This window comes from Thiorhodococcus minor, from assembly GCF_010820565.1.
Classification (GTDB): Bacteria; Pseudomonadota; Gammaproteobacteria; order Chromatiales; family Chromatiaceae; genus Thiorhodococcus; species Thiorhodococcus minor.
Window position 1 is genome coordinate 45,872 of record NZ_JAAIJQ010000027.1, and the last position, 23,955, is coordinate 69,826.

Annotated in this window: 23 protein-coding genes, 1 tRNA gene and 2 pseudogenes; 12 read left to right on the plus strand and 14 right to left on the minus strand. The window is 65.5% G+C overall.

The features are described 5' to 3' along the window. Window positions 1-88 precede the first annotated feature (88 nt). Window positions 89-931 (plus strand): hypothetical protein, encoded by an 843-nt coding sequence (locus G3446_RS10955; protein WP_164452872.1) that lies wholly within the window; start codon window positions 89-91, stop codon window positions 929-931. Window positions 932-1,059: 128 nt separating this feature from the next. On the opposite strand, the gene G3446_RS10960 is transcribed toward G3446_RS10955, so the two are convergent. Both G3446_RS10960 and G3446_RS10965 read right to left on the minus strand, forming a co-directional pair. Further along, window positions 1,060-1,806 (minus strand): NYN domain-containing protein, encoded by a 747-nt coding sequence (locus tag G3446_RS10960; RefSeq protein ID WP_164452873.1) that lies wholly within the window; start codon window positions 1,804-1,806, stop codon window positions 1,060-1,062. A 73-nt stretch (window positions 1,807-1,879) separates the two neighbouring features. Next, window positions 1,880-2,419, minus strand: a complete 540-nt coding sequence (locus G3446_RS10965) for a DUF2058 family protein (RefSeq protein ID WP_164452874.1) — start codon at window positions 2,417-2,419, stop codon at window positions 1,880-1,882. Between the two features lie 380 nt (window positions 2,420-2,799). On the opposite strand from G3446_RS10965, the gene G3446_RS10970 reads away from it, so the two are divergent. The 4 genes from G3446_RS10970 to G3446_RS10985 all read left to right on the plus strand — a co-directional run bounded on the left by G3446_RS10970 (window position 2,800) and on the right by G3446_RS10985 (window position 7,837). Then, on the plus strand, window positions 2,800-3,315 hold the full coding sequence (locus G3446_RS10970; RefSeq protein ID WP_164452875.1) for an OmpH/Skp family outer membrane protein: 516 nt from the start codon (window positions 2,800-2,802) through the stop codon (window positions 3,313-3,315). 407 nt (window positions 3,316-3,722) lie between these two features. After that, window positions 3,723-3,959, plus strand: coding sequence for an HP1242/YdcH family protein (locus tag G3446_RS10975; protein ID WP_164452876.1), 237 nt, complete (start codon window positions 3,723-3,725; stop codon window positions 3,957-3,959). Window positions 3,960-4,280: 321 nt separating this feature from the next. Continuing rightward, complete coding sequence (locus G3446_RS10980; RefSeq protein ID WP_164452877.1) at window positions 4,281-4,913, plus strand: MBL fold metallo-hydrolase; 633 nt, start codon at window positions 4,281-4,283, stop codon at window positions 4,911-4,913. A 35-nt stretch (window positions 4,914-4,948) separates the two neighbouring features. Continuing rightward, window positions 4,949-7,837 carry a DUF349 domain-containing protein gene (locus tag G3446_RS10985; protein ID WP_245232445.1) on the plus strand — a complete coding sequence of 963 codons (2,889 nt, stop codon included), beginning with the start codon at window positions 4,949-4,951 and terminating at the stop codon, window positions 7,835-7,837. A 15-nt stretch (window positions 7,838-7,852) separates the two neighbouring features. Here G3446_RS10985 and G3446_RS10990 read toward each other — a convergent pair whose 3' ends face one another. From G3446_RS10990 to G3446_RS11020, 7 genes are all read right to left on the minus strand, one after another. Then, window positions 7,853-8,332 (minus strand): universal stress protein, encoded by a 480-nt coding sequence (locus tag G3446_RS10990; protein ID WP_164452878.1) that lies wholly within the window; start codon window positions 8,330-8,332, stop codon window positions 7,853-7,855. Between the two features lie 413 nt (window positions 8,333-8,745). Then, window positions 8,746-8,925 (minus strand): hypothetical protein, encoded by a 180-nt coding sequence (locus G3446_RS10995; protein ID WP_164452879.1) that lies wholly within the window; start codon window positions 8,923-8,925, stop codon window positions 8,746-8,748. A gap of 93 nt (window positions 8,926-9,018) precedes the next feature. Further along, entirely contained in the window at window positions 9,019-9,507 is a 489-nt protein-coding gene (locus tag G3446_RS11000) for a GlcG/HbpS family heme-binding protein (protein WP_164452880.1), read from the minus strand. A gap of 131 nt (window positions 9,508-9,638) precedes the next feature. After that, entirely contained in the window at window positions 9,639-10,880 is a 1,242-nt protein-coding gene (gene ispG / locus G3446_RS11005; protein ID WP_164452881.1) for a flavodoxin-dependent (E)-4-hydroxy-3-methylbut-2-enyl-diphosphate synthase, read from the minus strand. An 84-nt stretch (window positions 10,881-10,964) separates the two neighbouring features. After that, window positions 10,965-11,819: a DUF4743 domain-containing protein gene (locus tag G3446_RS11010; RefSeq protein WP_164452882.1), complete on the minus strand. Its 855-nt coding sequence runs from the start codon at window positions 11,817-11,819 to the stop codon at window positions 10,965-10,967. A gap of 43 nt (window positions 11,820-11,862) precedes the next feature. After that, complete coding sequence (mazG, locus tag G3446_RS11015; RefSeq protein WP_164452883.1) at window positions 11,863-12,666, minus strand: nucleoside triphosphate pyrophosphohydrolase; 804 nt, start codon at window positions 12,664-12,666, stop codon at window positions 11,863-11,865. A 36-nt stretch (window positions 12,667-12,702) separates the two neighbouring features. Next, the gene (locus G3446_RS11020; protein ID WP_164452884.1) at window positions 12,703-13,053 is read right to left on the minus strand and encodes a hypothetical protein; all 351 of its coding nucleotides are present in this window, start codon (window positions 13,051-13,053) and stop codon (window positions 12,703-12,705) included. Window positions 13,054-14,113: 1,060 nt separating this feature from the next. Here G3446_RS11020 and G3446_RS11025 point away from each other — a divergent pair. Next, window positions 14,114-14,190: transfer RNA gene (locus tag G3446_RS11025), tRNA-Arg, on the plus strand. Between the two features lie 13 nt (window positions 14,191-14,203). On the opposite strand, the gene G3446_RS11030 is transcribed toward G3446_RS11025, so the two are convergent. The 5 genes and pseudogenes from G3446_RS11030 to G3446_RS11050 form a co-directional block, all read right to left on the minus strand. Further along, window positions 14,204-15,283 carry a tyrosine-type recombinase/integrase gene (locus tag G3446_RS11030; protein WP_164452885.1) on the minus strand — a complete coding sequence of 360 codons (1,080 nt, stop codon included), beginning with the start codon at window positions 15,281-15,283 and terminating at the stop codon, window positions 14,204-14,206. Window positions 15,284-15,345: 62 nt separating this feature from the next. Then, window positions 15,346-15,483 (minus strand): annotated as a pseudogene (locus G3446_RS29125) (helix-turn-helix domain-containing protein); the annotation flags it as partial. A 268-nt stretch (window positions 15,484-15,751) separates the two neighbouring features. Then, window positions 15,752-17,014: a KilA-N domain-containing protein gene (locus G3446_RS11040; protein ID WP_164452886.1), complete on the minus strand. Its 1,263-nt coding sequence runs from the start codon at window positions 17,012-17,014 to the stop codon at window positions 15,752-15,754. 30 nt (window positions 17,015-17,044) lie between these two features. Further along, window positions 17,045-17,182 carry a hypothetical protein gene (locus tag G3446_RS11045; RefSeq protein WP_164452887.1) on the minus strand — a complete coding sequence of 46 codons (138 nt, stop codon included), beginning with the start codon at window positions 17,180-17,182 and terminating at the stop codon, window positions 17,045-17,047. Between the two features lie 619 nt (window positions 17,183-17,801). Then, on the minus strand, window positions 17,802-18,491 hold the full coding sequence (locus G3446_RS11050) for a transglycosylase SLT domain-containing protein (protein WP_164452888.1): 690 nt from the start codon (window positions 18,489-18,491) through the stop codon (window positions 17,802-17,804). 302 nt (window positions 18,492-18,793) lie between these two features. Here G3446_RS11050 and G3446_RS11055 point away from each other — a divergent pair, with 302 nt between their 5' ends. The 6 genes and pseudogenes from G3446_RS11055 to G3446_RS11080 all read left to right on the plus strand — a co-directional run. Beyond that, complete coding sequence (locus G3446_RS11055) at window positions 18,794-19,522, plus strand: AcaB family transcriptional regulator (protein WP_164452889.1); 729 nt, start codon at window positions 18,794-18,796, stop codon at window positions 19,520-19,522. Between the two features lie 191 nt (window positions 19,523-19,713). Further along, complete coding sequence (locus G3446_RS11060; RefSeq protein WP_164452890.1) at window positions 19,714-20,355, plus strand: STY4526/YPO1902 family pathogenicity island replication protein; 642 nt, start codon at window positions 19,714-19,716, stop codon at window positions 20,353-20,355. A gap of 3 nt (window positions 20,356-20,358) precedes the next feature. Continuing rightward, entirely contained in the window at window positions 20,359-20,757 is a 399-nt protein-coding gene (locus G3446_RS11065) for a hypothetical protein (RefSeq protein ID WP_164452891.1), read from the plus strand. Beyond that, window positions 20,738-21,772: a conjugal transfer protein TraF gene (locus G3446_RS11070; RefSeq protein WP_164452892.1), complete on the plus strand. Its 1,035-nt coding sequence runs from the start codon at window positions 20,738-20,740 to the stop codon at window positions 21,770-21,772. Before G3446_RS11065 ends, G3446_RS11070 begins: the two co-directional genes overlap by 20 nt. 12 nt (window positions 21,773-21,784) lie before the next feature. Beyond that, window positions 21,785-23,416 carry a conjugal transfer protein TraH gene (locus G3446_RS11075; protein WP_245232446.1) on the plus strand — a complete coding sequence of 544 codons (1,632 nt, stop codon included), beginning with the start codon at window positions 21,785-21,787 and terminating at the stop codon, window positions 23,414-23,416. Next, window positions 23,379-23,955 (plus strand): annotated as a pseudogene (locus G3446_RS11080) (ISNCY family transposase); the annotation flags it as partial. The gene G3446_RS11075 and the pseudogene G3446_RS11080, both read left to right, overlap by 38 nt.

Here is a 23,955-nt window from a genome sequence, read left to right on the forward strand (position 1 = left end):
CGCCCGCGACTCAGGAAGCATTGGCCCGGCGGCAGGCATCATCCAGGCCCTGCGCATCGGCCGATCCGCACTCTCGAGGACCCCCGGAATGAAACCGAGCCCCGGCAAGATCGTCATCTTCGGACAGTACAAAAGCGGCACGACAGGTGTTTTTACCAAAATTCGCAACTCGCTGCCCGGAGAGCCGCGCACGCTCTTCGAGCCGCTCGCCTACACGCCCGAGCCTTCCGACGCCGAGCGCTGGGTCATCGCCAAGACCATTCTGAAATTCGCCGGTCATCCCGAGCCCGTCGACTACGACAGCTTCCTCGGCTTCGACCGTCGCATCTATCTCGTTCGCGACCCGCGCGATTGGCTGGTCAGCTTCGCGCTCTTCCTCTGCCAAGAGAAGCCATCCATCTTCACCGACGACAGGGCGATGCGCTGGGTGATGGACTATCTGCGCCGCAAGGAGGCCGACCCGGAATGCGCTCCGCTCAAGGAGCTGCTGGACTTTCTCTTCGCGCCAGAGCCATCCATGTCAGCGGAATTCTTCGCCCAGCGCACCCAAGGCCTGCAAGCACTCTGCATGGGGTTCGAGCAGCGCCTGGGAGATAACGCCATCAGGCTGGGCTACGAGGATTTCGTCGACGGCAAGCTGGAAAGACTGAGCCACTACCTCGAGATCGACCTGGCTGGCGACGCTGAGGTCGACTCCAAGTACGCCCATGTGCCGCGCACCTGCGCCTACGGGGACTGGAAGAATTGGCTCACGGCGGCGGACGAAGCCTTCTTTCGCCCTTACTTCGACGCCTACATCCGCCACTACGGCTACCAGCCCGACTGGGAGACCAATGCGCAGCCCCGCATCGACCCGGCACATGGGTCGGCCTATGTCGCACGCGTCGTGGCGATGAAGCGCGAACGTCTGGGTCTTGCCGGCCAAGGGTGACGGCTCGGGAGCACCCGCCGCCCTAGGAGCCCGCTTGCGGGCGACGCCTTCGACACCCAGCAACCCTGGCGCGGAGGCACCTCGGTGCCACAGCCCCTGAGACAGGGGAGCTCGTTGACGGACGTTATCTAAGCCCCGGACGCACTCTTGGGATCGCGCACATAGATGGCCTTCTGCGCACCACGCCCGACGGCGCGCTCCTCGAGATCGAACAGCTGAGTCGCCTTGAGCAGCCCGCTCAGCTTGGCGTAGCCATAGTTGCGCGAGTCGAACTCGGGACTGCGCTTGGCGATGGCCGAGCCGACCGGGCCCAGCGACGCCCAGCCGGTATCGTCGGCGGCGCTATCGACCGCATGCCGAAGCAAGGCCACGAGCTTGGCATCATGCTTGAGCTCCTTGCCGCTCTTGCGTCTGGATGCGTCATTGCTGGCATCCTCGCGCAAGACCTCGGTGAAGACGAACTTGTCACAAGCCGCCACGAAGGGCTCGGGCGTCTTTTGCTCGCCGAACCCATAGACGGTCATCCCGGACTCGCGCAGGCGAGAGGCGAGACGGGTGAAGTCGCTGTCGCTCGAAACGATGCAGAAACCCTCGAAGTTGCGGGAATAGAGCAAGTCCATGGCGTCGATCATCATGGCGCCGTCGGTGGCGTTCTTGCCCTTGGTGTAGCGAAACTGCTGGATCGGCTGGATCGAATGCCGCAGCAGCGTGTCCTTCCAGGCCCCAAGGTTCGGCAGGGTCCAATCGCCGTAGATGCGCTTCACATGGGCCGTGCCATATTTCGCGATCTCCGCCAACAGCCCCTCCACGATACTCGCTTGGGCATTGTCCGCATCGATCAAGACGGCAAGCTTCAAATTGCCGGATTCAGACATGGTCGTCGCTCCCTTCAGCGCGCCGTCCGTTCAATTCCCGTCCGCAGCGGACCCGTTCTGTCATCGTTTCTCCTCACCACATCAGATCGTCCGGGATCTTGTAATCGGCATAGGGGTCATCGCCGTCATCCTGCTCGGAGGGCTGGTTGAGCACCAGCACCAGCGCGGGATCGCGCTCGCGCACCCGCTCCGCGATCTCGCGCGGGACGACCTCATAGAAGGCGTCCTGGCGCACGATCGCCAGCGCGCCGGCGACCAGCTTCGCATGCTGCGCCTTGTCCACATAAATCCGCTTGAGCGTATTGCCGTCCGTGAAGTTGTACGCGAGATCGCCGCCATCGCGAACCACGCGATGGGTGTGAATGAGCTGGCGGATCTCGTTCTCCGCGGCCCGTCGCGCCGCCTCCTCCTGGCGCTGACGATTGAGCTCGCGGTCGCGTGCGGCCTTCTCGGCCTGGGCGCGCTGCGCCGCCTGGCGCGCCTGCTGCTGCTCCGGCATCGCGCGCTTGCCGCTCTTCTTGGTCTGCTTGCGCTTGGAGGAGCGCGCCTGTTTCAGCTTCTGCTCATCGACCAGGCCGGCCTTGAGCAGCTGGTCTTGCAGTGAGTTTCCCACGCCCTGTTCTCCGGATTGAAGGGGTTTCAGCGAATTGTAACTGTCTCGAGGCCGAAAGCGATGCCCGGACCCACCTCGAACACCAGGGTTGACTCGTCACCATCGGGCGGCACGGCCAGTCGAGCATCCTTTCGGCCCCGGAGCCTCTTTGTCCCCAAAGCCTCGGCGTGGTTAAATTCCGCGCCGGTAGGTGCCGCAGAGCGGTCGCGCGCGCCGATGCCGCTTCGCCCCCTCTTTAAACCAGTGCCCGGCGCACACCCACGGGGGTTGGTCGAACGGCTTTTCGTAGCGTACCGATGGACGCGCAAGCACCACCGAACCGCGGGGAGCGCATTTTACGCTTCCTCAACACTGTCGATTCATCACCGCGGAGTGCGTTCATGATCCGTCTTTACCTGCTCGTCGCCTTGTTGCTGTCCGTCATCTTGCCGGTCCAGGCGGCGAAGGAGACCAGTGTCGGCTACGTCGATATGCAACGGGTGCTCGAGGAGAGCAAGCTCGGCCAACGGCTGCAAGAGCAGCTGCGCAAGGACTTCGAGCCGCGCGCCAAGGAGCTGGCCGAAGAAGAGATGGCCATCAAGCAGATGCAGCAGGAGCTCGCGGGCAACAAGCCCCTGATGAGCGAGGAGCAAGTCGAGAAGAAGGAGAGCGAGATCAAGAGCCGCATCGAGGCCTATCAGAAGAAGGCCATGCCCGTGCAGCAAGAGCTGATGAAGGTCCAGCAGGAGAAGGGACGCGAGATCGTCGGCCCCGCCCGCAAGGCGGTCGACGCGGTCGCCAAGAAGCAGAAGATCGGCATGGTCGTCGAGCGCGGCCAGGCAGGACTCATGTACATGGACGAATCCCTCGACATCACGGGAGCCGTCATCAAGCAGCTGGATTCGACGACCGACTGACCCGCTCGGAAGGGCACCCCGAGGCCGCAATCGAGCAGCGGTTGCGGCCCGATGACGAGACTGTTTCAGGTACTGCCCCTGGGGTATACTTCTGCGCGCTTTGGGCGTCCTGCTATGCCGCTGGATGCGGGCTGAGCCGCCCTGAGTCGCGGCTGCATGTCGGCGCCTGAGCATTGCGCGCAAACGGTCGGGACTCGGGGTGAGGCACCGCTCGCGGCAACTGCCCGGACGAGCGCACCGGAGCCGCACGCAGCCCGCCAGACGCTGGCGGGGCGGCCGCTCCGCGAAGGTGTGGACGAGACGGCCCCGGCCGTCTCCGCCGAGCCGGCATCGCCAAAAGCGTCGATCCTATCGTTTTTGACCGCGCGCCTGGTGCGTGGCGGCCTCCGTCAAGAGGAGCGGACCCAATGCTTGGTGAATCCCACGACCTTCTACACGAGTTTCCAGACCTGGAGCAAAAGATCTCAGCCTTGCGAGCGGAAAATCCAGAGTTCGCGAAGCTCATGGACAAGTACGATGGCCTGGATGCGCGCGTTCGCAATATCGAAGAGCTCGGCACACCTGTCGCAGATGAGACCATCGAAGAGCTCAAGAAAGAGCGCCTGCAGCTCAAGGACTCACTCTATGCCATGCTGAGGGCTTGACCCGCAGCACACCGAAGCACTCCCACGGCGGGTCGCTCCATCGGTGCGGCGGCCCGCGGATCTCTGCGTAGCATCCCGCTCGCCAGGCAGCAGGGCCGCGTCGAGACGGCCTCCGCCGCCCAAGGCTTGCAGCGCGCCTGCGCCAAGCCTCGCGACGGCGAGACACTGGCGCCCAGCCTCGAAGGCCGAGCGACTGCCGCGCGGACCTGATGACGGGTCCAAGGCGCGCCTCCCTGGCACCAGGGTGGAGCACCTCATCACCGCGGCGTCATCCACACACAGCGCCGCCCAAAGACAGCGTCATAAGGACCCGGATTCACTGTGGACTTCCGCATCCTCCCCGTAACGCCGTTTCAGCAAAACTGCACGCTGTTCTGGTGTCCAAGCACGCGGCATGCCGCGATCATCGACCCTGGCGGCGAGCCGGAGACGATCGATCGCGCGATTCGAGAGCTCGCGCTCGAGCCGCAGCGCATCCTGCTCACCCATGGCCACATCGACCACGTCGGGGCGAGTGCCGAGGTCGCGCGGCGCTACGCCATTCCCATCATTGGCCCGCACGCGGACGACGCCTTTCTCATCGACGGATTGGCCGTTCAGAGCGAGATGTTCGGCTTTCCCCAGGTGACGGCCTTCCAGCCTGACCAATGGCTCCAGCATGGCGACAGGATCGAGGTCGGCGAGGCTCGCCTGAGCGTTATCCATTGCCCCGGTCATACACCCGGGCATGTCGTCTTCTTCGATCGAGAAGGACAGCTCGCGCAGGTCGGCGACGTGCTCTTCCAAGGCTCGATCGGCCGCACCGACTTTCCGCGCGGCAATCATTCCGACCTCATCGCCTCCATCCAGCAGCGGCTCTTTCCGCTGGGAGACGATGTGCGTTTCGTTCCTGGCCATGGTCCGACGTCGACCTTCGGGGCGGAGCGCCGGAGCAACCCCTTCGTTCGCGACTGAGCAACACGTGACAGAGCCACCATGCGATTCAAGCGATGATGCTACTCAAGCGATTCTTCCAAAAGCGCAAAGGGACCTCGGACACTGTCGGAGCCGCCGCACAGGGCAAGCCCCAGGGTCACGCCAAAGATCAGGAGCCGCGCCGGTCAGCCACAGAGCCGCGCATCCAGGCGATCACCGCACTCAATGAGCTCGAAGCGCTCGCCCAGGCACTGAAGCAAGCGACGGACGAGGCGGCCCGCCAGGCGGCATCGACCCGGCTAGTGACGGCGCTCTGTAACGACCTTGCGCCGGACATCAGCGCGGAACGGCTGCAAGACATTCTTGCCAGCGGCCTCGACGCCCAGGCGATGGAGCGGATCGCCCGCCAGGCGCACACACCCCAGGCCAGGCGCGCCGCCATCGCGAGCACGGACAGTCCTCGCGTCCTTGCGGAGTGCGCCATCGAAGACCGCCTGGCGGCCAATCGCGGTGTCGCGGTCGAGCGGCTCGAGGACAAGGCCGCCCTCGAAGACGTCCAGCACCGCATCGGCAAACGCGACAAGAACGTCTACCGCATCGCGCGGGAAAAACTGCGCCTGATCGCGCAGCAGGAAGAGCGCCCACGCCTGATCCGCACCCAGCGCGAGGACATCCTCGCCAAGCTCGAGCGCCTCGGGCGTCTCGGCAGCTGGAGCCAGGATCGCGCCCTCCTCGATCATCTCCAGCGCCAGTGGGCAGAGATCGCCGAGGAAGTGGAGCCCGAGTGGCAAGCGCGCCTGGAGTCGGAGCGCGATCGCTTCCTGCGCGCCTACGACGACTATTGCCGGGAGAATGCCGCTCTGCTCGCCGAGCAGGCGGCGGCCGAGGCCGCTCGCAAGCAGGCGGAGGCGCTGCTCGAGGAGCTGCAGGCGCTCGTCGATCAGGGTGAGACGGAGGGGCTCGACCTCGCCTGCGAGCGGGTCGCCACGGCATGGGAAACGCTGCCGAAGCTGCCCGCGAGCGCCCGGACGGCGCTCGACAAGCGCTACGCAAGGCTCATGCAGGCGCTCTCGTCCTCACGCCAGGCGCTCGCTGACCGCCGTCAGCAGGCCGAGCGATTGGTCAAGCTGCAGACCAAGCTTGAGCAGCTCTCTGGCGACTCCAAGGCACTCGACTGCAAGCGCACCGAGGCGCTGCTGCGTGACGGGCGGGCGCTTGCTAGCGCGCTATCCAGCGAGCCCGAGAGCTCAACCGTCCAAAGCCTCGCCGAGCGGCTCGAATCCCGCCTGCAGCGGCAGCGCAAACAGGCGGAGCAGAAGCTCAAGCAATTCCCGGAGCGCCTCGCGGAGCTGGAGACCCACCTCACGGCCGGTGAGCTGAAGAAGGCCGACCCCATCTACCAGAGCTTGCAATCGGCACTGGAGCTGATTCGCGTCAGCGGCATCCACAAGGGCGAAGAGACCAAGCTCTCCCATCGGCTGCGCGCGCTGGCACCAAGGCTGCGCGAGCTGCAGAACTGGCGCCGCTGGGGCGCGGATCAGCATCGCGAAGAGCTCTGTGCCCAGATGGAAGCGCTGACGGAGAAGGAGGCGCCGCTCGAGGCCTTGGCCGAGGCGCTGCGCGGACTCCAGGCGGACTGGAAGCGTCTGGACAAGACGGGATCACCCGCCAGCCAAGCGCTTTGGGACCGTTTTCATCAGACCTCCGAGACCGTCTACGCGCGCTGTCAGCCCTACATGGAGAGCCAGGCGGCCGAGCGCGAGGCCAACAGGGTCGCCCGCGAGCAGCTTTGCGCCCAGCTCGAGGAATTCCTCTCCAAAGTGGACTGGGAGCGCGTGGACTGGAAGAAGATGATGCGCGCCGAGCGCGAGATGCGGCAGACCTGGTCCGGCATCGGCCAGACCGAAGGCCGCCACCGCAAACAGCTCGAGCGTCGTTTCTATCAGTCACTGCGCCAGCTCGACCAGCGGCTCGACGCGGAGCGCAAACGCAACCAAGCCCACAAACAGCAGCTCGTGGAGCGCGTCCAGGCCCTCGTCGACCTGCCTGACCTCGACGCCGCGATCGAGCAGACCAAGGCCATTCAACGCGAATGGCACACAACGGTCCCGGCTCGACAGAAGGACGAGAACAAGCTCTGGCAGCGTTTCCGTGCCGCTTGCGATGCCGTGTTCGCGCGGCGCGCCGCCCTGCAGCAAGCCCATGCGAGCGAGCTCCACCAGAACCTCGAGGCGCGCGAGGCGCTATGCCGCGAGGCGCACGAGATCGCCGCGCGCGAGCAGGACGCCAAGCAGATGGCCGCCGCACAGCGGAAGCTCGCCGAGCGCTGGCGCGCGGCGGAGTCCCTTCCCGTTCCCCGGCAGGCGGCAGCCAAGCTGGCTCAGACTTGGCAAAAGAGCTACGCCAAGCTCGAGGCACAGCGCCGCAGCGCCGAGGAGCGCGCCCGCGCGGCCTCCCTTGCGCTGCTGAAACAGCAAGCGACACTCTGTGAGCGCATCGAGCAGATGCTCCTGAGCGATCCCAGCGGTCAGGCCGAAACCGCCGCCATCAGGGAAGCCTGGACCCAGCTGCCGACACAAGAGGATGCAAAGCTGCAGCAGACGATCGAGGGGCGCTTTCAGCAAGGCTTGGCCGCCGCGGAGAACACTGGCAAGAAAGCCGCCTTGTCAGCTCAGCTCAACGAGAATGCCGAGCGCAAGGCGCAGCTCTGTCTTCAGTTGGAGATCATTGCCGGAATCGACTCGCCCGCCGAGCTTGCCCAGCAGCGGCTCGAGTTCCAAGTGTCGAGACTCGCGGAGCGGATGGCCGAAGGTGAGGACGACCCCTTGCAGGGCGCGGCCAGCTTGCTGCACGAGTGGTACGCATGCGGCCCGGCGCCCCAGGACCAAGCCTTGTCCGAGCGCTTCGATCGCATCAGCGAGGCCCTCACCAGACGCCGTGCGGCAGTGGTCGAGCCGGCCTGAAGCGCCAAGCCCAGATCACTGCTCGCCCGGCTCGGAGATCCTCACGCAGAGCAGGTCGCAGCTGGTGCCCTTCATCACGCTGCGAGCCGTCGAGCCGAAGATCCCGAGAAGACCGTGACGGCTGTGGGTCCCGACCACCACGAGATCAACGCCGAGCTCGGCGGCGACCTCGTCAATGGCATGCGCCGTCGCACCGGCCCTGACGATACGGTCTTCGGCGGGCACCCCAAGCTGGTCCGCGAGCGCCTGCATTTCGCGCTGCGCGGCCTCCATCAGCTCGTCTTCCAGCTCGAGCGTCTCGGCCGGCAGCGCCATCTCGCCTGAGTAGCCTAGGTACATCGACTCCATCGCGGGTGGAATGTGCTCGACGACGTGCAGCAGGGTCAGTCGCGCCCCGAGCAACTCAGCCAACCGCGCCGCCTTGGCCACCACGGGCTCGCTCGACTTCTCGAAGTCGACCGCGAGCAGCAAGTGCTTATAGTTTTCGGTCGCCATCTCATACCTCGATCACTTGCAGTTCCTATCCTGAAGTATATCTGGTGAGTCTGGAAAGAGCTGGCAGCCTCCAGCAAACAGCTTCCAGCTTTTGGTTTTCCGGGTTTTTGCCTATCGAAGCCTTTATCGAAGCCTTCATCCATTGGCTAAGCCGGGGGCGCTCTGTATCGGCCGACTGACTGACCCTAAGAAGCTGCCCCCTGATGGCAAAAAGCTGGCGGGGCGTCCATTCAGGATGAAGCGTGCGGAGGCTGGGGCTTGGATCTGGACCCACGGCGGAGCCCGAAAAGACATCCGGATCTCCAGAGACGGCCCCCAGGTCGGGACGATCGGCGGCCCGGATCGCGGCCGCACTCGACGGGGCCAGGCGAACGCGGAGCCATGGGGGACTGTGCCGCAAGCGCCACCTTGGTCTACTCGTCGACCTCGACGACGATCCCTCGCCCATCAGGCGCCTTTACGAGCACCAGCTTACCCAAGGTGGGGTGACGAGTGGTAAAGACCGTGACCCCGGATACGGTTCTTTGCCCGATGAGCTCGCTCTCTTCCTTCAGCTCTTTGATGATGTCAGGCTCGGCGTCGAGCATACGCATGGCTGTTCTCCAGACAAATGATCGCTAGCCACTTGGCGCCGACGGAGGCCGGCGCCGTCCTAGCTCATTTATGGCCTAGAAAACCCACGCCGTCTACATTGCCATATCCAAGTCGTCCTGGATCTCGGCGACACCGGCCAGCGCGCACTCCTCGTCGGTCTCGCCTGCCGGAGCGCCACTCACGCCGACACCAGCGACCAGCGCCGAGCCGCCCACGAGCACAGGAACGCCGCCCGCAGACATCACCAGACCATCGACGCGGCCCACGGGCGTGTTGGCACGCTCGGCCATGGCCGAGGTGGCGGCGTTGAAGTTGGCCGCCGTAAATGCCTTCATCCGGCTGATCTCCGCGGTGATAGGCGCAGCAATGGTGTCACGCAGGGTGACTTGCACGTTGCCCTCGCGGTCGACCACGGTCACGCCAATCTGGATCCCCTTCTCACGGCAGGCCGCAATCGCCCCCTGAGCGATCTTCACGGCCGAGTCGAGCGACAGACGCTTGAGCTGAACGACCATGGGGTCTTCGGCGGCTGCAGGCACGGCCAAAGAAAGGGCGGCAGCCCCCATCAACCATCGATTCATCATCATCACCTCCTCGCGTTTATCGAGCTTATTGGAATCGCGACGCGCGCAACGGTCGGGGCACGGGCGCGGCATGCCCCTGCCTCTCGAGCAAAGGGCGCGACCGCAGATCGGCGGCTCCCGCCCCCAGGTCAGGCCTGACCAGGACCTCCGTAGCGGGCATCGATGTATTCGTCGACCATGCGCTTGAATTGCTCGGCAATGCCCTCGCCCTTCAAGGTGGCGACCTTCTCGCCGTCCACAAAGACAGGTGCCGACGGCCGCTCGCCGGTCCCAGGCAGACTGATGCCGATGTTTGCATGCTTGCTTTCGCCCGGACCGTTCACGACGCATCCCATCACCGCTACCTGCATGGCCTCGACACCGGGATACTGCGTCCGCCAAGCCGGCATCTGGTCGCGCAGGTATGTCTGGATATCTTCCGCCAGGTGCTGGAAGGTATCGCTCGTCGTCCGCCCACAGCCCGGGCACGCGGTGACCATGGGGGCGAACGAGCGGAATCCCATGGACTGCAGGATCTCTTGCGCGACCACGACCTCACGCGTGCGTGCCTCGCCCGGAGCCGGCGTCAGAGACACGCGGATGGTATCGCCAATGCCTTCCTGCAGGAGCACCGAGAGCGCCGCCGTGGACGCGACGATGCCCTTCGAGCCCATGCCGGCCTCGGTCAGTCCCAGGTGCAGCGCATAGTCGCCACGATCTGCGAGCATGCGATAGACCGCGATCAGGTCTTGCACATTGCTCATCTTGCACGACAGGATGATATGGTCCTTCGCCAGACCAAGCTGCTCGGCGCGCTCGGCGCTCGAGATCGCCGATTCCACCATGGCCTCACGCATGACCTGCTCGGCATCCTTAGGCTGAGCCGCGTGCGCATTCGCATCCATCATGCGCGCGACGACGTCCTGATCCAGGCTGCCCCAGTTGACGCCGATCCGCACCGGGCGGTCGTAGCGACAGGCCAGCTCGACCATGGTCGCGAACTGGCTGTCCTTCTTCTCGCCCTTCCCCACGTTTCCGGGATTGATGCGGTACTTGGCGAGCGCCTCCGCGCATTCCGGATAGTCGGTGAGCAGCCGGTGCCCATTGAAGTGGAAATCACCAACTAGAGGCACGCTGCAGCCTTGGGCATCGAGTGCCTCGCGGATAGCGGGCACGGCCTTGGCGGCGGACTCGTGATTCACGGTAATGCGCACCAGCTCGGAGCCCGCGCGCGCCAGCTCCGCGACCTGCCGGACTGTGGCGTCGATGTCGCCCGTGTCTGTATTGGTCATGGACTGGACGACGATCGGCGCCTGTCCGCCGATGGTGACCGGGCCGACGGCCACGGGAAGGGTCTTGCGTCTTTCTACGGGATGTCGAGATTGGCTCATGATGCCTTGTCCGCGGGTACGATCTGCTAAAGCGCTATTGTCGCAGTTGCTGATGAGGAGTGAATAGACGGTCTTCGCCGGGTTTCAGGGCAGCGGCGCACGCAGGCCCCGGATGATCTCCAGATAGTCCGGATCCGTCTGAGTGATCAGGCCATGCCTGATCAGAAAATCGATGATGACGAGGTTGCAGTTCAGCTTGAATTCATCCGTGTCGCGCACGAGCTCGCGCACCTCCTCGACCGGCATGCGGTAGAAGGCCTCGACCTCGCCGTCATTGCAGCTGGGCTGGAAATCTTCCGGCAGCTCGAGATCGTAGCAATACATGACGTCCGGCTTGAGACCGCGCTCGGAGTCCCGGCAGTAGGTCACCGCCCCGACGGGAAGTGCGCGGTCGGCCAGCGCCAGCGGCATTCCGGCCTCTTCGTGGCATTCCTTGCGCAAGTTCTCCCCCAGACTCAGGCCATGAGGCAGACCGCCGGCGACCAAGTGATCCAAACGTCGCGGATAGAGACGACGATCCGCAGAGCGCCGACCGATCCACATCTCGATGCCATGGCGGGTGCGCACGAAGCCATTGAGGTGCTGGCCGAAGGCACGCATGCCGAAGAAGGGCGCGCAGGCACGGTCGATCAGACACCGCGCTTGGTCACGGCCTGCCGCTGTGACCGGGTAGAGCTCGCCATGCAGATGGGAAAGGATGCCCTCCTCCGCCAACCGCTCGACGACCTCGGCAAGCAGGGCGCTGCGTCCGGCGAAATCGGCCGGCGAATTGATCCACTCGATCCTGTCGGTGCAGATGCGAAAGTGCTCCGGCCAGCGCCTCAGCTGCTCCAAGGCCGACTGGCGCAGACTCCCTAGACGCTCCCCGTCGAGCAGGAAAGGCACGAAGGCAGCGGGATCCCAGGCGTTGCAGGCGCGAATCTTGTCGAGGAAGCTCATGACTGGGACACCCAGCGCGCAATGGTCTCGAAAAGCACCACGATCAGGTCTCACGGCCCTTGGCCAACGTCCACTGGCGCTCCATTTCCTCCCGCTGCTCGCGAGCTGGCGTCAGCCCCTGCTCTCGCAGGGCCGCCTCGACCTCGCCGAACCTATGCTCGAATCGGTGATTGGCGGCGCGCAGCGCCTGCTCGGCGTCCACGCCCATGTGGCGCGCAAGGTTGACGCATGAAAACAGGAGGTCACCGACCTCATGCACCCGATCCGTCGGATCGGCATGCTCGGCCAGCGTCTCCTGGCACTCCTCCAGCTCCTCGCGGACCTTGTCGACAACGCCCTCGATGGCGTCCCAATCGAAGCCGACGCGCGCCGCACGGCGTTGAAGCTTCTCGGCCCGCACCAGCGCCGGAAGGGCCTGGGCGACGCCCGCCAGCACGCTCTCAGGGACCGCCAGCTCGCCCTTCTCGGCACGCTCCTCCGCCTTGATCCGCTCCCAGCTCGCATGAACAGCGGCCGAGTCGCCGAGATCCGTTTCACCGAAGACATGCGGATGACGCCGAACCATTTTGTCGCAGATGGAGCGCACCACGTCGAAGAAATCGAACCCCCCCTGCTCTTCCGCCATGCGTGCATGGAAGACCACCTGCAGCAGCAGGTCGCCGAGCTCATCGCGCAAGGCCTGGAGATCTCCCTGCTCGATCGCCTCGGCAACCTCGTAGGCCTCTTCCAGCGTAAAGGGCAGGATGGTGCGAAAGGTCTGCTCCAGATCCCAGGGACAGCCGCCCTCTGGATCGCGCAGCCTCGCCATGATGGAGAGCAATTCGTCAATCTGAGCCTGGCGGGTCATGGGTGAATCGAATCTGGTTGCAGATGCGAGGACGGGTCAGGCATAGCCATCGAACAGCAGGCCCAGAAGGACGGCGGCGAGGCCGCCCCATTTCCAGTAGCTGCGTGGAATACCGATGATCTCATCCGGTTGCGACGCGGAAGAATCCGTCAAAATGGCACTCAGGTGGGGTCCGGCCAACAGCCAAGGCAAGAAGCCGAAGATGACTGGCACGGACAACCACAAGGGGACAGGCTCATTGAGCAGCAGGATCACGGCCACGAGCGGCCACAGCAGAATGTAGGCCGCCGTCAGCTTGGCATCACGCGACTTCGACGCGCTCCAAGCAAAGGCCCAGACCGCGCTGATGCCCCAGCCGATGGCAATCAGAATGATGACGAGCCGCATGAAGAAACTCTCGCCGCGAGACCTCAAGTCAGGATTCAGCAATCGGAGCCGCCCCAGACGAGCCGATGTATCGACGAGGCGACTCACTCGCTCAGAGGCTACCGACAGCACAGAGACAAGGCAGCGTTGAGCGTCGGCTGAGTGTTTAAGTGGCTAGCGTGCAATCGCCGGCGCGTCGGTCGGTCGGCCGGAGCCCAGCACAACATCGCACGCTGGACCTCCGCACACTGCCCCGGCCTGCCGCCCGTTTCATGTTTCGGGGGCGCGCTCCGCCATGTGCCTAAGAAAGAGCCCCAAGGCTAACCGACCTACGAGCAGGATACCCGAGCCCGGTGGCTAAGCAGCAGAGCGCTCTCCCAACATCGACGGCTCCATGCCCAAGACCAGTGCCCATTCCCACGATGAGCCGCACCAGCAATCCCAGAGACACGACCGTGAGCAATGGGACCGAGCCGGAGTGTCGCGTCTGCGCTCGTGATACCCGTCGGGTCGATCCCTCGCCGACGGGACTCGCGCAGGGCGACAACCTTCTCAGCCCGGGCCGTCCCGCTCCGGGTCGCTGCTCCGCCTCGAGTAGCGCCGTTGGCGCACTCGGGCTGCGCACGACCCTACGACGAATGACTCTACGGCGTGTGTGACTGCGCTTTGCATATTGCCTTCACGACGAAGGACTCACGTCCTTCGTCATTACGGCAATACGCACGCGCACACGCCTACCCGGGACTACCGGCCTCGCGCTTTGCGCTTCCCTGGCCGGCAGCGAGCGAAACCGCCTCTTCAAAACGGCACTCCGCCCGCAACCTATGAGGAGTCTTCAGGATCCGACCAAGCACCAGACTCAAGCATCGCCGCATGGTAACGGATTCAAGCCCGCAGGGTCCACGCCGCCACCGCACTAAGAGAGGGTCTTCAATCGCGGCTAGCTTCCAGCGCCAAAACGCCCGTCTACATCGCCATACAAAAAAATGCGCGAAGAAAGTTGACAGAGGGCAGCGACCTCACCATACTAAGTAGCTCCTCGGGGCTGAGCATAGACGCTGGCACTGAGCGACAACAAAAAGCGCCCGTAGCTCAGCTGGATAGAGTACCTGGCTACGAACCAGGTGGTCGGGAGTTCGAATCTCTCCGGGCGCGCCAATTTATCAAGAACTTAGCCGCTTTTTAGCGGCTTTGTCTTTTCTGGGTGTGCCGGAAAACGTGCGGACACCGGCTCGAGCTTCGTTTCGATCCTCGCCGCATACTCCGCCAGGTGCTCCGGCGCCAAGTGCGCGTAGCGCTGCACCATCTCCGCGCAGGTCCAGCCGCCGAGCTCCTGAAGCGCGTGCAGCGGCGTCCCCGCCTGGACTTGCCAGCTCGCCCAGGTGTGCCTCAGGTCGTGCCAACGAAAGTCCTCGATGTTGGCCCGCTTGAGGGCTTTCCTCCAGGCGGCCGCCCCGGCTTTCTTGATCGGCAGCCATTCGAGCCTTCCCTGCGCGTTGCGTCGCGGATAGACGAAGACGCGCTCGCGATGCCGGCCGATCCAGCGCCGTAGCACCAGGACCGCATCGTTGTTGAGCGGTACCCCGATCGCCCGTCTGGCCTTCGCCTGATCGGGGTGAATCCAGGCCACCCGGCGCGTGAGATCGACCTGACTCCACTCCAGGCCCGTGACGTTGGCTTCCCGCAGTCCGGTGGCCAGGCTGAACCGCACCATATCGGCCAGATGCTCCGGGAGCTCCGCGATCAGCCGGTTCGCCTCCTCGGGGGTGATCCAGCGAATCCGCCGCTTCGGCTCGGCAAGCATCCGCACGACCGGGGCGCGATCGAGCCAGTCCCACTCACGCTCGGCGCGCCGCAAGATCGCGCGCACGATTTCCATCATCCGGTTGACGGTGGAATTGCGAACACCCGCGGCCTTGCGTGACTGAGCGAGTGCCTCGAGTCGGTTGCGATCGATCTCATCGAGCATCAGGCCCGCCAGGTGCGGGTCAGCGAAGCGCAGATGTGAGAGGTCGTCGTCGAGGGTCGCCTTGTCGGTCTGCTCGTCGATCCATCGCACCACCGCCTCCTTCCAGCTATGGCGCGGGCGCTCGCCCATCCGCTCCTGGCGCCAATAGTCCTGCTTCAGCTTCGCCTCGTACTCCTCGGCGGCTTTCTTGTCTTCCGTGCCAGTGCTTTTTCGTACCTCACGGCCGTCGGGAGTCGTGAAACGGACCCACCAGTGACGGCTGCTGTGTCTGCGGTAGAGCATGTCTGTCTCTCCTGCTCCGCCGCTCGCGCTGCGGGCTGAGCATAGTGCAGGCGCAGCCAGCTCGCCAGGTCTTCATCGATGAAGACCCAGCATTTGCCGGCCTTGGCGCTGGGGATCTCGCCGGCCACCGCGAGGCGTCGGACAGTCTCGGGGTGCATCCTGAGGAACGCGGACGCCTCGCGCAGATCGAGCGTCTTCATGGCGGCGCCCCCGAGCAGATACCTGGCCCGGTCGGCTCGGGAGAGGACGCTGGCGGTTGCCCGGATGGAGCAGGCGCCAAGGGGTTGTGATGAGAGCCATCCCTTCGAGGCGCTCGTGCCGTGATGCCCCGGTCTTTGGAGCCGACGCGACCGACAGCCTGAGCGCTTCGGCTCGTGCGCGTCTGGCGCCTCGCGTAGCTCGGGTGAGGCTCGAGCGCCGATGAGCCAATGGCTTGGGGTGTGCCTGCGACCCGCATCGGCGCTTGCATCAATGTACGACCCGGCGCTTGGCCCCGGCCGGCTGACTCGCGTCCCGTGCCTGGCCAAGGTGGCGCTCGAGCCGAGCCAGCAGCTCCGCAAACCGGTGGACGTAGTAGAGCGGCTGCGTCTCGCGCGGATTCTGCGGAGCGGTCTCGTTGCGCCCGTAGGCCAAGCCGGCGTCGGTCTGGCTCCTGAAGCGCTTGGTCGCGCCCTTGCTGCCTGGGCGGGTCAGCGTCTCCAGGAGCCCCAGCTCGACCAGCGCCTGGTTCGCGGCCTGGGCGGACAGCCGGCGACCATGCTCCTTGAGGAGGCTCGAGAGGGAGCGCACTAGCGGCTCATCGACGTAGTCGGGGAGAAAGCTGCTCGCGACACCTCTCAGTCGGCAGATCTCGGCCAGCATGCGAATCTTCGAGAGCTCGGAGAGCCTAATCATGGCAGCAGCCGTCTGCGCAATCTGAAGCTCCGGCATCAGGGAGGGCGTCGGTTCCGGTGCCTGAGAAACTGCAGGATCGAGTGCGCCCGCCGTCACCGCGTCGAAGGTGCGAATGACCTTCAGGTGAAACGCGGGGCTGATCCACATGGTGTAGGCATAGACGAGCTCCTTGGCGACGTAGGTGCCGGCCGCATTACCCCCCTTGACGGTCACCACCGGCTGGCTGCCCTCCAAAGGCGGAATTCCGCCTTTGGACAATTCGGCCACCAGCTCCAGCGTCTGTTGGTTCTCCAGCCAATACTTGGGGCGATGGCGCTGCTCGCCTCCCGAAGCCTTGTGGAGGTCGTTCAGGCAGAAGCGTCCACGCGCGTCCTGGCGAATCGCGACCTCGGCGATCACGAGCGAAGGTCTCTCCGGAGACATGCTGAGCTCCTGGGCAGCCGGCGGGCTGACGTTGGGGGCAAGATCGACCTGACGGCCCTCGGCGGGCGCCCAATGCTGATTCCAGACCTCGCAGAGAAGATCGTCGCACTCGGCCTGAAAGGCCCGGCACTCTTCGCGGCGGGAGGGCTTAGCGTGATAGGGACGGACCGTCGTCAGCCAAGCGCCGAGCTTATGGAGCGGAAGGCACAGGACCGCGACGTCCCCCGTGCTCGGCGCGACCTGGATCTCCCGGGTGCCCCAGCGCGTCTGCTCCACCAGCAGCCGTGCCCGACATGCCACCCAGGACAGCCCCATTCCCAAGGCAATCGGCTTCATCGCGGCGAACGGTCGCCCCTCGTCCTCGATGAGAAACAAGGTCGTCTGGCGGAAGGTGACCGGAATCAGACCAGCCATCGCGTCGCCTCCGTGAAGAGAACTGCCGACTCAACGCCCATCGCTGGACGCAACCCCGCGGCCAATCCACAGCACGCCGTTGCGATAGCGCACCCGCCCGAGCCCCCGCAGGACGCCGACGACGACGCTCAACGTCATCTGCCCCGGAACCTGGACGAGTAGGGTCACCCGCGCGCTCTTCCGTGGCGCGCACGACGGCGTGCGCTCTTGAGGGCTCGCACAGCCCATCACCGTGGACCGGGTTCGCGGCTGGATGGGCTGGTGGAAGCGGGTTGAGCCAGGGTGGCTTCCGCGGGGCGTGGCGCCAGGCGGAAACGGGCAGCACAAACGAGAACGGCGCATGGTTGGCCCTCTTGGATGCGGGTATGGAGTTGTGACCGGATGAGAGAATAGCATACTGCTACTTTCCAAGAAATAGCAGAATCGTACCTGTACCGCTATCCTGGGCTCCGGCTCGATGAGGCAGACGTCCCGGGGGCATACGCGAAGCCGAGGCTTTCGCGCCGCGACCGAGGAGATCACGCAGAGGCAAGGACGCGCGGCGGGAACGGGCGATGCCATCAGTCCATGGCGATTCGCCCATTGGGTCAGCGGCCGACAGACACCAGACTCGCGAGCGATCGAGGTCATCCGTGCTTCGAGGTGGGACAGCGGGCGGGCGGAGGGGCGTCAGACGTTCAGAACGCCTCGGTCAGACGAGGGGCGGGTCAGCGCGCGATCGCTCGATCGGGTGACCAAGCGATTGGAAACGAACGACCTGGTCATCGGTGAACACAGCCGGGGGCGCTCAGCTCGCCGCCATGGCGCGCGCCATTCGCAGGACACGGCGTCCATAGGCACGCGCAATCCGCTCGTCCTTCCAGTGATGGTAGCGCCCGACGCCCAGCTCCAGGTCGCCAGGGGCCGAACGGATGGCCTCGACCAGGATGTCGGCGGCGATCTCGAGGTTCGTGCGGGCATCCAGCAGCTGCGCGGGATCCGCCACCTTGCCGCCATGCCAGTGCAGATTTACCTGCATCAGTCCGACATCGATGCTCAAGGCCCCGTGCTTGGCCATCAGTCGACCCAGCGCCCGTGCGGCCTGCGGCCGCGAGGGGAGGAACTGCGGTCCTTCCGGACCGCGCAGGGTGTAGGGCCAAGGCGCCGAGCGGCGCGGCCCGGCTCGGTGACGGCTCTCTTGGAGGGCCACGGCATAGAGCAGGGTCGGATCGAGCCCGTGGCGCTCGGCGACCTGCTGCCAGAGGGTGCCCTGCAAGAATCCCGATGTGGCGCGAGCCTGCCCGGGTAGCACCTCCCCGCGGGAGGCAGTCGCATGCAGGAACGTCCCGGGGTCGCGGGTCACCGAGGGTGGTGTCATCCCGTCGGAAACGATGGTTGCGGCGGCAATGACCCGAATCGCCGGTTGTGTCTCGGCAACCGTGGCGCTGGACCCCAGCACACCCAGCAAGAGCAGGAACAGGCGGCGAAAGCTCAGCATGGTTGAGACATCGGCTGATGGCCTCCGAATCGGACAGGGCTCCTGGACGTGAGCCTAGGCGAAGGCGGCACCGCCCGCCGGCCATAACGGTTCATCCGCCGAAGACCGTTCTCGCCTGAGAACCGGCGTCCGTGGATTCACCGTTCCAGCTTGTGAGCCGCTCCGGCGGCGCGGGAGGATGCCGCGGCAAGGACCGGCCCGACAGCCACGTCGGAGCCCCTGGCACGGCATCCGGTGCGCTTAACCGGGCCTCCGTCCGCCGCCCTCTCCGCCAACCACGTCCCCGGAGCCATCGAACCGCCATGTCCAGTGATTCTGACACCCCGCCCAGTCCGCCGCGCGAGACCGCCCCGGACCGCCCGCCCCAGACGCGAGCCACGCCAGCAGCGCCGCGCCCCTCGCGGCGTCCCTATCGTCACAGCCGCCCGGTGTTCGACCGCCCGGTGCGCATCCACAGCGAATACGCGCGCCGGCTGGTCAGCCAACGGCAGTTCCGTCCGACCATGACCGCCCTCTACGGCATCGACGTCATCTTGCGGATCGTCGCCACCGATGCGGAGGCCGATCAGTTCGAGACGGTGATCACCCAGCGTCTCGAGGAGCTCAGTGGCGCCATTCTCGCCGAGCGCGAGCGCTGGCAGCTCGAGCTGGAGCGGCACGACCTGCTGAAGGTGCAGCCGCGCTATACCCATCCGATCGACCTCAAGGTCCAGATCGCCTCACCCCACATCGGCGCCTACACCCAGCTGATCCTTGAGCTCGACCAGGTGATGATCGCGATCGACACCCTCTGGCTGTCGGGTCTGCTCTCCAGCAAGGCACGCACGGAGATCGAGATCGACTGGCGCAACCGGCTCGGACGTGCCGCCCAGAGCTTCATCGAGCTGCACCGCTATGCGCACGCGGAGGCCGAGCGCCGGGGTCAGGGGGAGGCCGTGGACCGCGCCGCCCGAGAGGTGCTCACCGGCTTGGAGGAGACCGATGACGCCGACGCCGAGACAGATGAGGCCGAGGAGCGCGAGCGCGACTGACCGGCATTCGTCCCCTGCCCACACCGATTTCGAGCCCGGCGATGCCTGGCGCCTCGGGCGCCGAGAAACGGTTAGCCGCGCGATCACCGTTCTTGGTTCCAGACGGTCTCGCCGTCCGATAGGCTCCGCGCAACCCACTCGGCCTGTGCTCACCGCCCAGACCGACCCATGACACGCCCGGAGATCCTGTGGTGGAACGACACGCGCCCTCCGCCTTCATCCTGCACCACGTCACACGCCTGATTCATGCCGGAAATTACGAGGAGGCGATGCAATGGGGCTTCGACTGGGATGAGATTCGCCTGTTCGAAGCGCTCTCGCTCCAGGACTTCCATTGGCTCGAGACACGCTGCCAGGTGTTCATTGATTTGGAGATCCGCATCAACCATCCGAAGGCACGTTGGACGCTGCAACGGCTCGCCGAGCAGCGTCGGACCCTCGACCTCCAGACCCGCTTGCTGCAGGCCGGTGCGCCGCGTCACTTGATGGGCGAGCTCTACGGCTGGCCCCCGCAGCAGTACCGTGATCAGCGCAAGCGCTTGGGCCTCGACGACGCGTTTCCCAACGGTGGGCGTCCCGCCAATCCGAGCGTGACCGAGGAGGAAGCCATCCTCGCCCACTGGGAGCGCCTCGCCGACCGGGAGCTGGCGGAGCGGTATCTGGAGACGGCTTTGGCGACCCAGGTGAGCGTCCGCCAGGTCTGTCGCGCGCTGAGCCTGCGTGAGGAGCGCGAGCGCGAGGCGCTCGGGACGAGCCCGTCCCTGCCGCTGCGAAACCTGCCCCTCGGGGCGCTTCCTCGGCTGGGAATCGACCTCGGCGACCGGAGGCACTGACGGTTGGAGCAGGCGATTCTCGACCTGATCAAGCACCTCGGTGGCGGGGTATCCTTCATCGAGCTGTGTCAGCGCATCGATGGCTTTGCCGGCGATCACGCCTGCACCCTGAATGGACAGGTCGTGCTCTGGCAGGGCCTCTCGGACGCCGGCATCGCGGCACTGATCCAGCTCCAAGCGAGCAGTCAGATCGCCTTAGTCGCCTGCAGTCCGCTGGTCTACTTCATCGACGGTCAGATGCTCCGCCTTCCCATCGCCAAGCGCCGCCACCACGCCTATAAGCGGCCCCATTGGTATCCGGTCACCCTCTCGACCCCCGCCCAGGTGGCCGCGCACACCGCACCTTTACGCCAGTCACGGCGCGTGCGCCGGGCGCCCGATCATGCTCCTCAGGTCATCTGAGCCGCGGGTGCACCAGTGGCAGTCCGTGCTGCTCACCCTGGCGCTCCTCCAGGCGCCTTTCCTGGCGAAGGCGGCAGAGCCGACCCGTTTCTACGAGCGTCGTGCCGAAGGCTGGTTCTGGTACCAGAGCGAGCCTGAGATCGCACCACCCAGGCCGGCCGAGCCTGAGCCGGCGCCGGTGGTCATACCCACCGCTCCGCCGCCCGAGGCGGCACCGATCATCGATCCGACCCCGGCCGAGCCCGCCCCACTCTCGGCGGCCTGGCTGCGCGCGCACCTCGACGACTACCGCCTCCAGGCGATCGACGATCCCCGCCCCACGCGGGTTGCGCTCTACCTCTATCTGCAGAAGCTCGCCCTCGACAAGGCGTCGCGCTTCACCGAGACCTTCCAGCGGGTGGTCCAGAGCGATCCTTACCTCGACGAGACCACGCGCCGGCCGGTCGGCAACTACGCCAACCTGCTCAACCGGGTGGCCGGCGAGCAGCGCGAGCAGGTGCTTCAGACGCTCGCCAAGGAGGCCGGGATCTGGCTCTTCTACCGGTCAGATTGCCCCTACTGCGCGGCCCAGGCGCCGGTGCTGCGCCTCCTCGCGGAGCGACAGGGCTTCACCGTTCAGGCCATCGCCCTGGATGGGCGCCCTCTGCCCGGCGGGGCCTTCCCAGACTTCCGTCCCGATGCCGGACAGGCGCAACGGCTCGGCGTCGTCTCCACCCCGGCGCTCTTCCTGGTGCGCCCACCCGACGGGGTCGCTCCGCTCGCTCAAGGGCTGCTCTCGCTCACGGACCTCGAGCAGCGCATTCTGCTCGCCGCGCATGAGGCCGGCTGGATCGACGCCGACAGCTTCGCCCGGACCAAGCCGCTGGTGGCGGACCTGACGCTCGATGCGTCCCGCGCGTTTCCCACCACGATCCCCGAAGATCCAGAGGCCTTCCTGGCGCTATTGCGCGAGCAGGCGCAAGGCAACGCGTTAGCGCCCGACAGCACGTCTGCCGATTCACCGGCCGCACCCTGAGCGAGGTTTCCGATGTCGACTCATGCGCCTCACAGGACCTGGCCCAGACTCGCCCTGGCGGCCACCCTGTGCACCGCCCTCCCCGCCCACGCCGACCTGAGCGCCGAGATGGACAGCCTCTTCGGCACCCTGGTCAATGTCACCGACCCCTCCGCACATCTGGGACAGCGGCGTGGCGTGCTCTCCGGCGGCTCGATCGTCTCGCGCAACCGCATCACCAACGTGCATCCGATCTCCATCGTCCCGCCCTCCTACGAGGCCGGCTGCGGGGGCATCGACCTCTTCGGCGGCTCCTTCTCCTTCATCAACGTCGAGCAGTTCACCAATCTGCTGCGCTCGATCGCCTCCAATGCGGCGGGCTATGCCTTTCAGTTGGCGCTGACCACCATGGCGCCCTCGGCGGCAGAGATCATCGAGCAGCTGCAGAAGAAGGTCGCGCAGATCAACGCCCTCTCGGCCAACTCCTGTCAGCTCGCGCAGGGACTGGTCAACGATGCCGCTTCAGCGCTCACCGGCAAGCGCTACGGCGAGGCGAGCCTCATGGCCGACCTCTACGAGATTGGCGATGTCTTCGAGAACCGCTCGACCGTGACAGGAAAGGGGCCACTGGAGACGGTCTACGAGCAGGTCCCCGCCGCCGCGAGCAAACAGTTCGAGGGCAATCTGGTCTGGAAGGCGCTGACCGATCATTCCGTTCAGAGCTGGTACAGCCATGGGGACAAGGCCCTGCTCGAGGCGCTGATGAGCCTCACCGGGAGTTTGATTGTGGGCTCCGCGGACGGCGAATTGGAGACGAGCGACGACGGCGGTAAGAGTCTGCCGACCACCTATCTGGAAGCCACCCTGACCGTGAGCGACTTGCTCTATGGCGGCGGTGAGGGGGATCTGCAGAAGGTCGTGGTCTGGCGCTGCGCCTCCCTCTCAGAGTGTCGCGAGCCGACACAGGAGCAGGTCACCTTGGAGGGACTCATCCCGCGTGTGCGTGCCCTGCTGATCGGCGACGCGGGAGAGGCGGGTCTGGTGCAGAAGTTCAAGCTCGGGATCGAGACCCTTTCGGCCGAGGAGCAGGGTTTCATGGAGCAGGCGCCCTGGGGGCTGGGCGGTGCCATCCGCACCCTCGCTCGCCAGGAGCCGGGGATGGCGCTGGCCTTCGCCGAGCGCGCGGCACCCATCATCGCCATCGAGCTCGTCCAGGTCCTGGCGCGCGACATGCTGAGCAGCGTGCGGCTCGCGAGCGGTACCCCGCAGCACACCCACGCGACAGCGCTGATGCAGCACCTGGCGGCGGTGCGCGAGGACATCTGGACCGAGTACGACACCCTCGCCGCACGCTACGGCAATCCCAACGAGCTGCTTGAGAGCTACCGCAATCTGCTCGCGCTTTATCAGGCGCCCAGCTATATAGTGCCTGGCCGAAAAGTCTGTTTCATCTTACGGGACAATGGCTTAAAATATGACCCCATGGTCGAAGTTTCGGCGCCGAGATCGATCAATAGGGGCGCATTGGCGTCTAAGGCGTTGATTTTTCCAGGTCGAGACGGCCATCGCGGGTGGTTTTCGAATGAAAACCGAATGAACCTTCATGAACTTCGTCATTGCAATCCTCATGCGCGAAATCATCAAGCCCCAATTGCAACTCGGTGAGGTCGACATCGGCGCCATTGAGATCGACCACCGCTCACGCGATGACATCCCACGGCTGCTACGCGGGCTGCAGTTCATTTACACCGACGCGGCGGTGCGCGAGCGCGTCTTCGCGATCCTTGCCGAGGTGCTGCCCGAGCGCGCCGACGGCTCGGGTCCGGTGAGCGCCGAGACCGGGCGTCCGGGGATGGCGCAGTGGCAGATTCTGGTGCTCGGGGTGCTGCGTCTGGGGCTGAATGCCGATTACGACCGCATCGCGGAGCTGGCCAACCAGCACCGCACGGTGCGCCAGATGCTCGGTCACAGCGACTGGGGCGAGGAGACCCGGTGGGGCGTGCAGACGCTCAAGGATAATCTGCGCTTGTTCACCCCCGAGGTGCTTGAGCGCATCAATCAGGAAGTCGTGGACGCCGGTCACGCCTTGGTAAAAAAAAGCCCAGACGACGGGCTTCAGGTGCGCTGTGACTCCTTCGTCGTCGAGACCGACGTGCACTTTCCCACCGACATCAACCTGCTCTGCGACGCGGTGCGCAAGGTCA

Excerpts from the sequence above, each read along its gene's own strand:
- G3446_RS10955 (WP_164452872.1), top strand. The coding sequence starts at position 89 with ATGAAACCGAGCCCCGGCAAGATCGTCATCTTCGGACAGTACAAAAGC.
- G3446_RS10960 (WP_164452873.1), bottom strand. The coding sequence starts at position 1,806 with ATGTCTGAATCCGGCAATTTGAAGCTTGCCGTCTTGATCGATGCGGAC.
- G3446_RS10970 (WP_164452875.1), top strand. The coding sequence starts at position 2,800 with ATGATCCGTCTTTACCTGCTCGTCGCCTTGTTGCTGTCCGTCATCTTG.
- G3446_RS10975 (WP_164452876.1), top strand. The coding sequence starts at position 3,723 with ATGCTTGGTGAATCCCACGACCTTCTACACGAGTTTCCAGACCTGGAG.
- G3446_RS10985 (WP_245232445.1), top strand. The coding sequence starts at position 4,949 with ATGATGCTACTCAAGCGATTCTTCCAAAAGCGCAAAGGGACCTCGGAC.
- G3446_RS10990 (WP_164452878.1), bottom strand. The coding sequence starts at position 8,332 with ATGGCGACCGAAAACTATAAGCACTTGCTGCTCGCGGTCGACTTCGAG.
- G3446_RS10995 (WP_164452879.1), bottom strand. The coding sequence starts at position 8,925 with ATGCGTATGCTCGACGCCGAGCCTGACATCATCAAAGAGCTGAAGGAA.
- G3446_RS11000 (WP_164452880.1), bottom strand. The coding sequence starts at position 9,507 with ATGAATCGATGGTTGATGGGGGCTGCCGCCCTTTCTTTGGCCGTGCCT.
- ispG (WP_164452881.1), bottom strand. The coding sequence starts at position 10,880 with ATGAGCCAATCTCGACATCCCGTAGAAAGACGCAAGACCCTTCCCGTG.
- G3446_RS11010 (WP_164452882.1), bottom strand. The coding sequence starts at position 11,819 with ATGAGCTTCCTCGACAAGATTCGCGCCTGCAACGCCTGGGATCCCGCT.
- mazG (WP_164452883.1), bottom strand. The coding sequence starts at position 12,666 with ATGACCCGCCAGGCTCAGATTGACGAATTGCTCTCCATCATGGCGAGG.
- G3446_RS11020 (WP_164452884.1), bottom strand. The coding sequence starts at position 13,053 with ATGCGGCTCGTCATCATTCTGATTGCCATCGGCTGGGGCATCAGCGCG.
- G3446_RS11030 (WP_164452885.1), bottom strand. The coding sequence starts at position 15,283 with ATGCTCTACCGCAGACACAGCAGCCGTCACTGGTGGGTCCGTTTCACG.
- G3446_RS11040 (WP_164452886.1), bottom strand. The coding sequence starts at position 17,014 with ATGGCTGGTCTGATTCCGGTCACCTTCCGCCAGACGACCTTGTTTCTC.
- G3446_RS11050 (WP_164452888.1), bottom strand. The coding sequence starts at position 18,491 with ATGCTGAGCTTTCGCCGCCTGTTCCTGCTCTTGCTGGGTGTGCTGGGG.
- G3446_RS11055 (WP_164452889.1), top strand. The coding sequence starts at position 18,794 with ATGTCCAGTGATTCTGACACCCCGCCCAGTCCGCCGCGCGAGACCGCC.
- G3446_RS11070 (WP_164452892.1), top strand. The coding sequence starts at position 20,738 with ATGCTCCTCAGGTCATCTGAGCCGCGGGTGCACCAGTGGCAGTCCGTG.
- G3446_RS11075 (WP_245232446.1), top strand. The coding sequence starts at position 21,785 with ATGTCGACTCATGCGCCTCACAGGACCTGGCCCAGACTCGCCCTGGCG.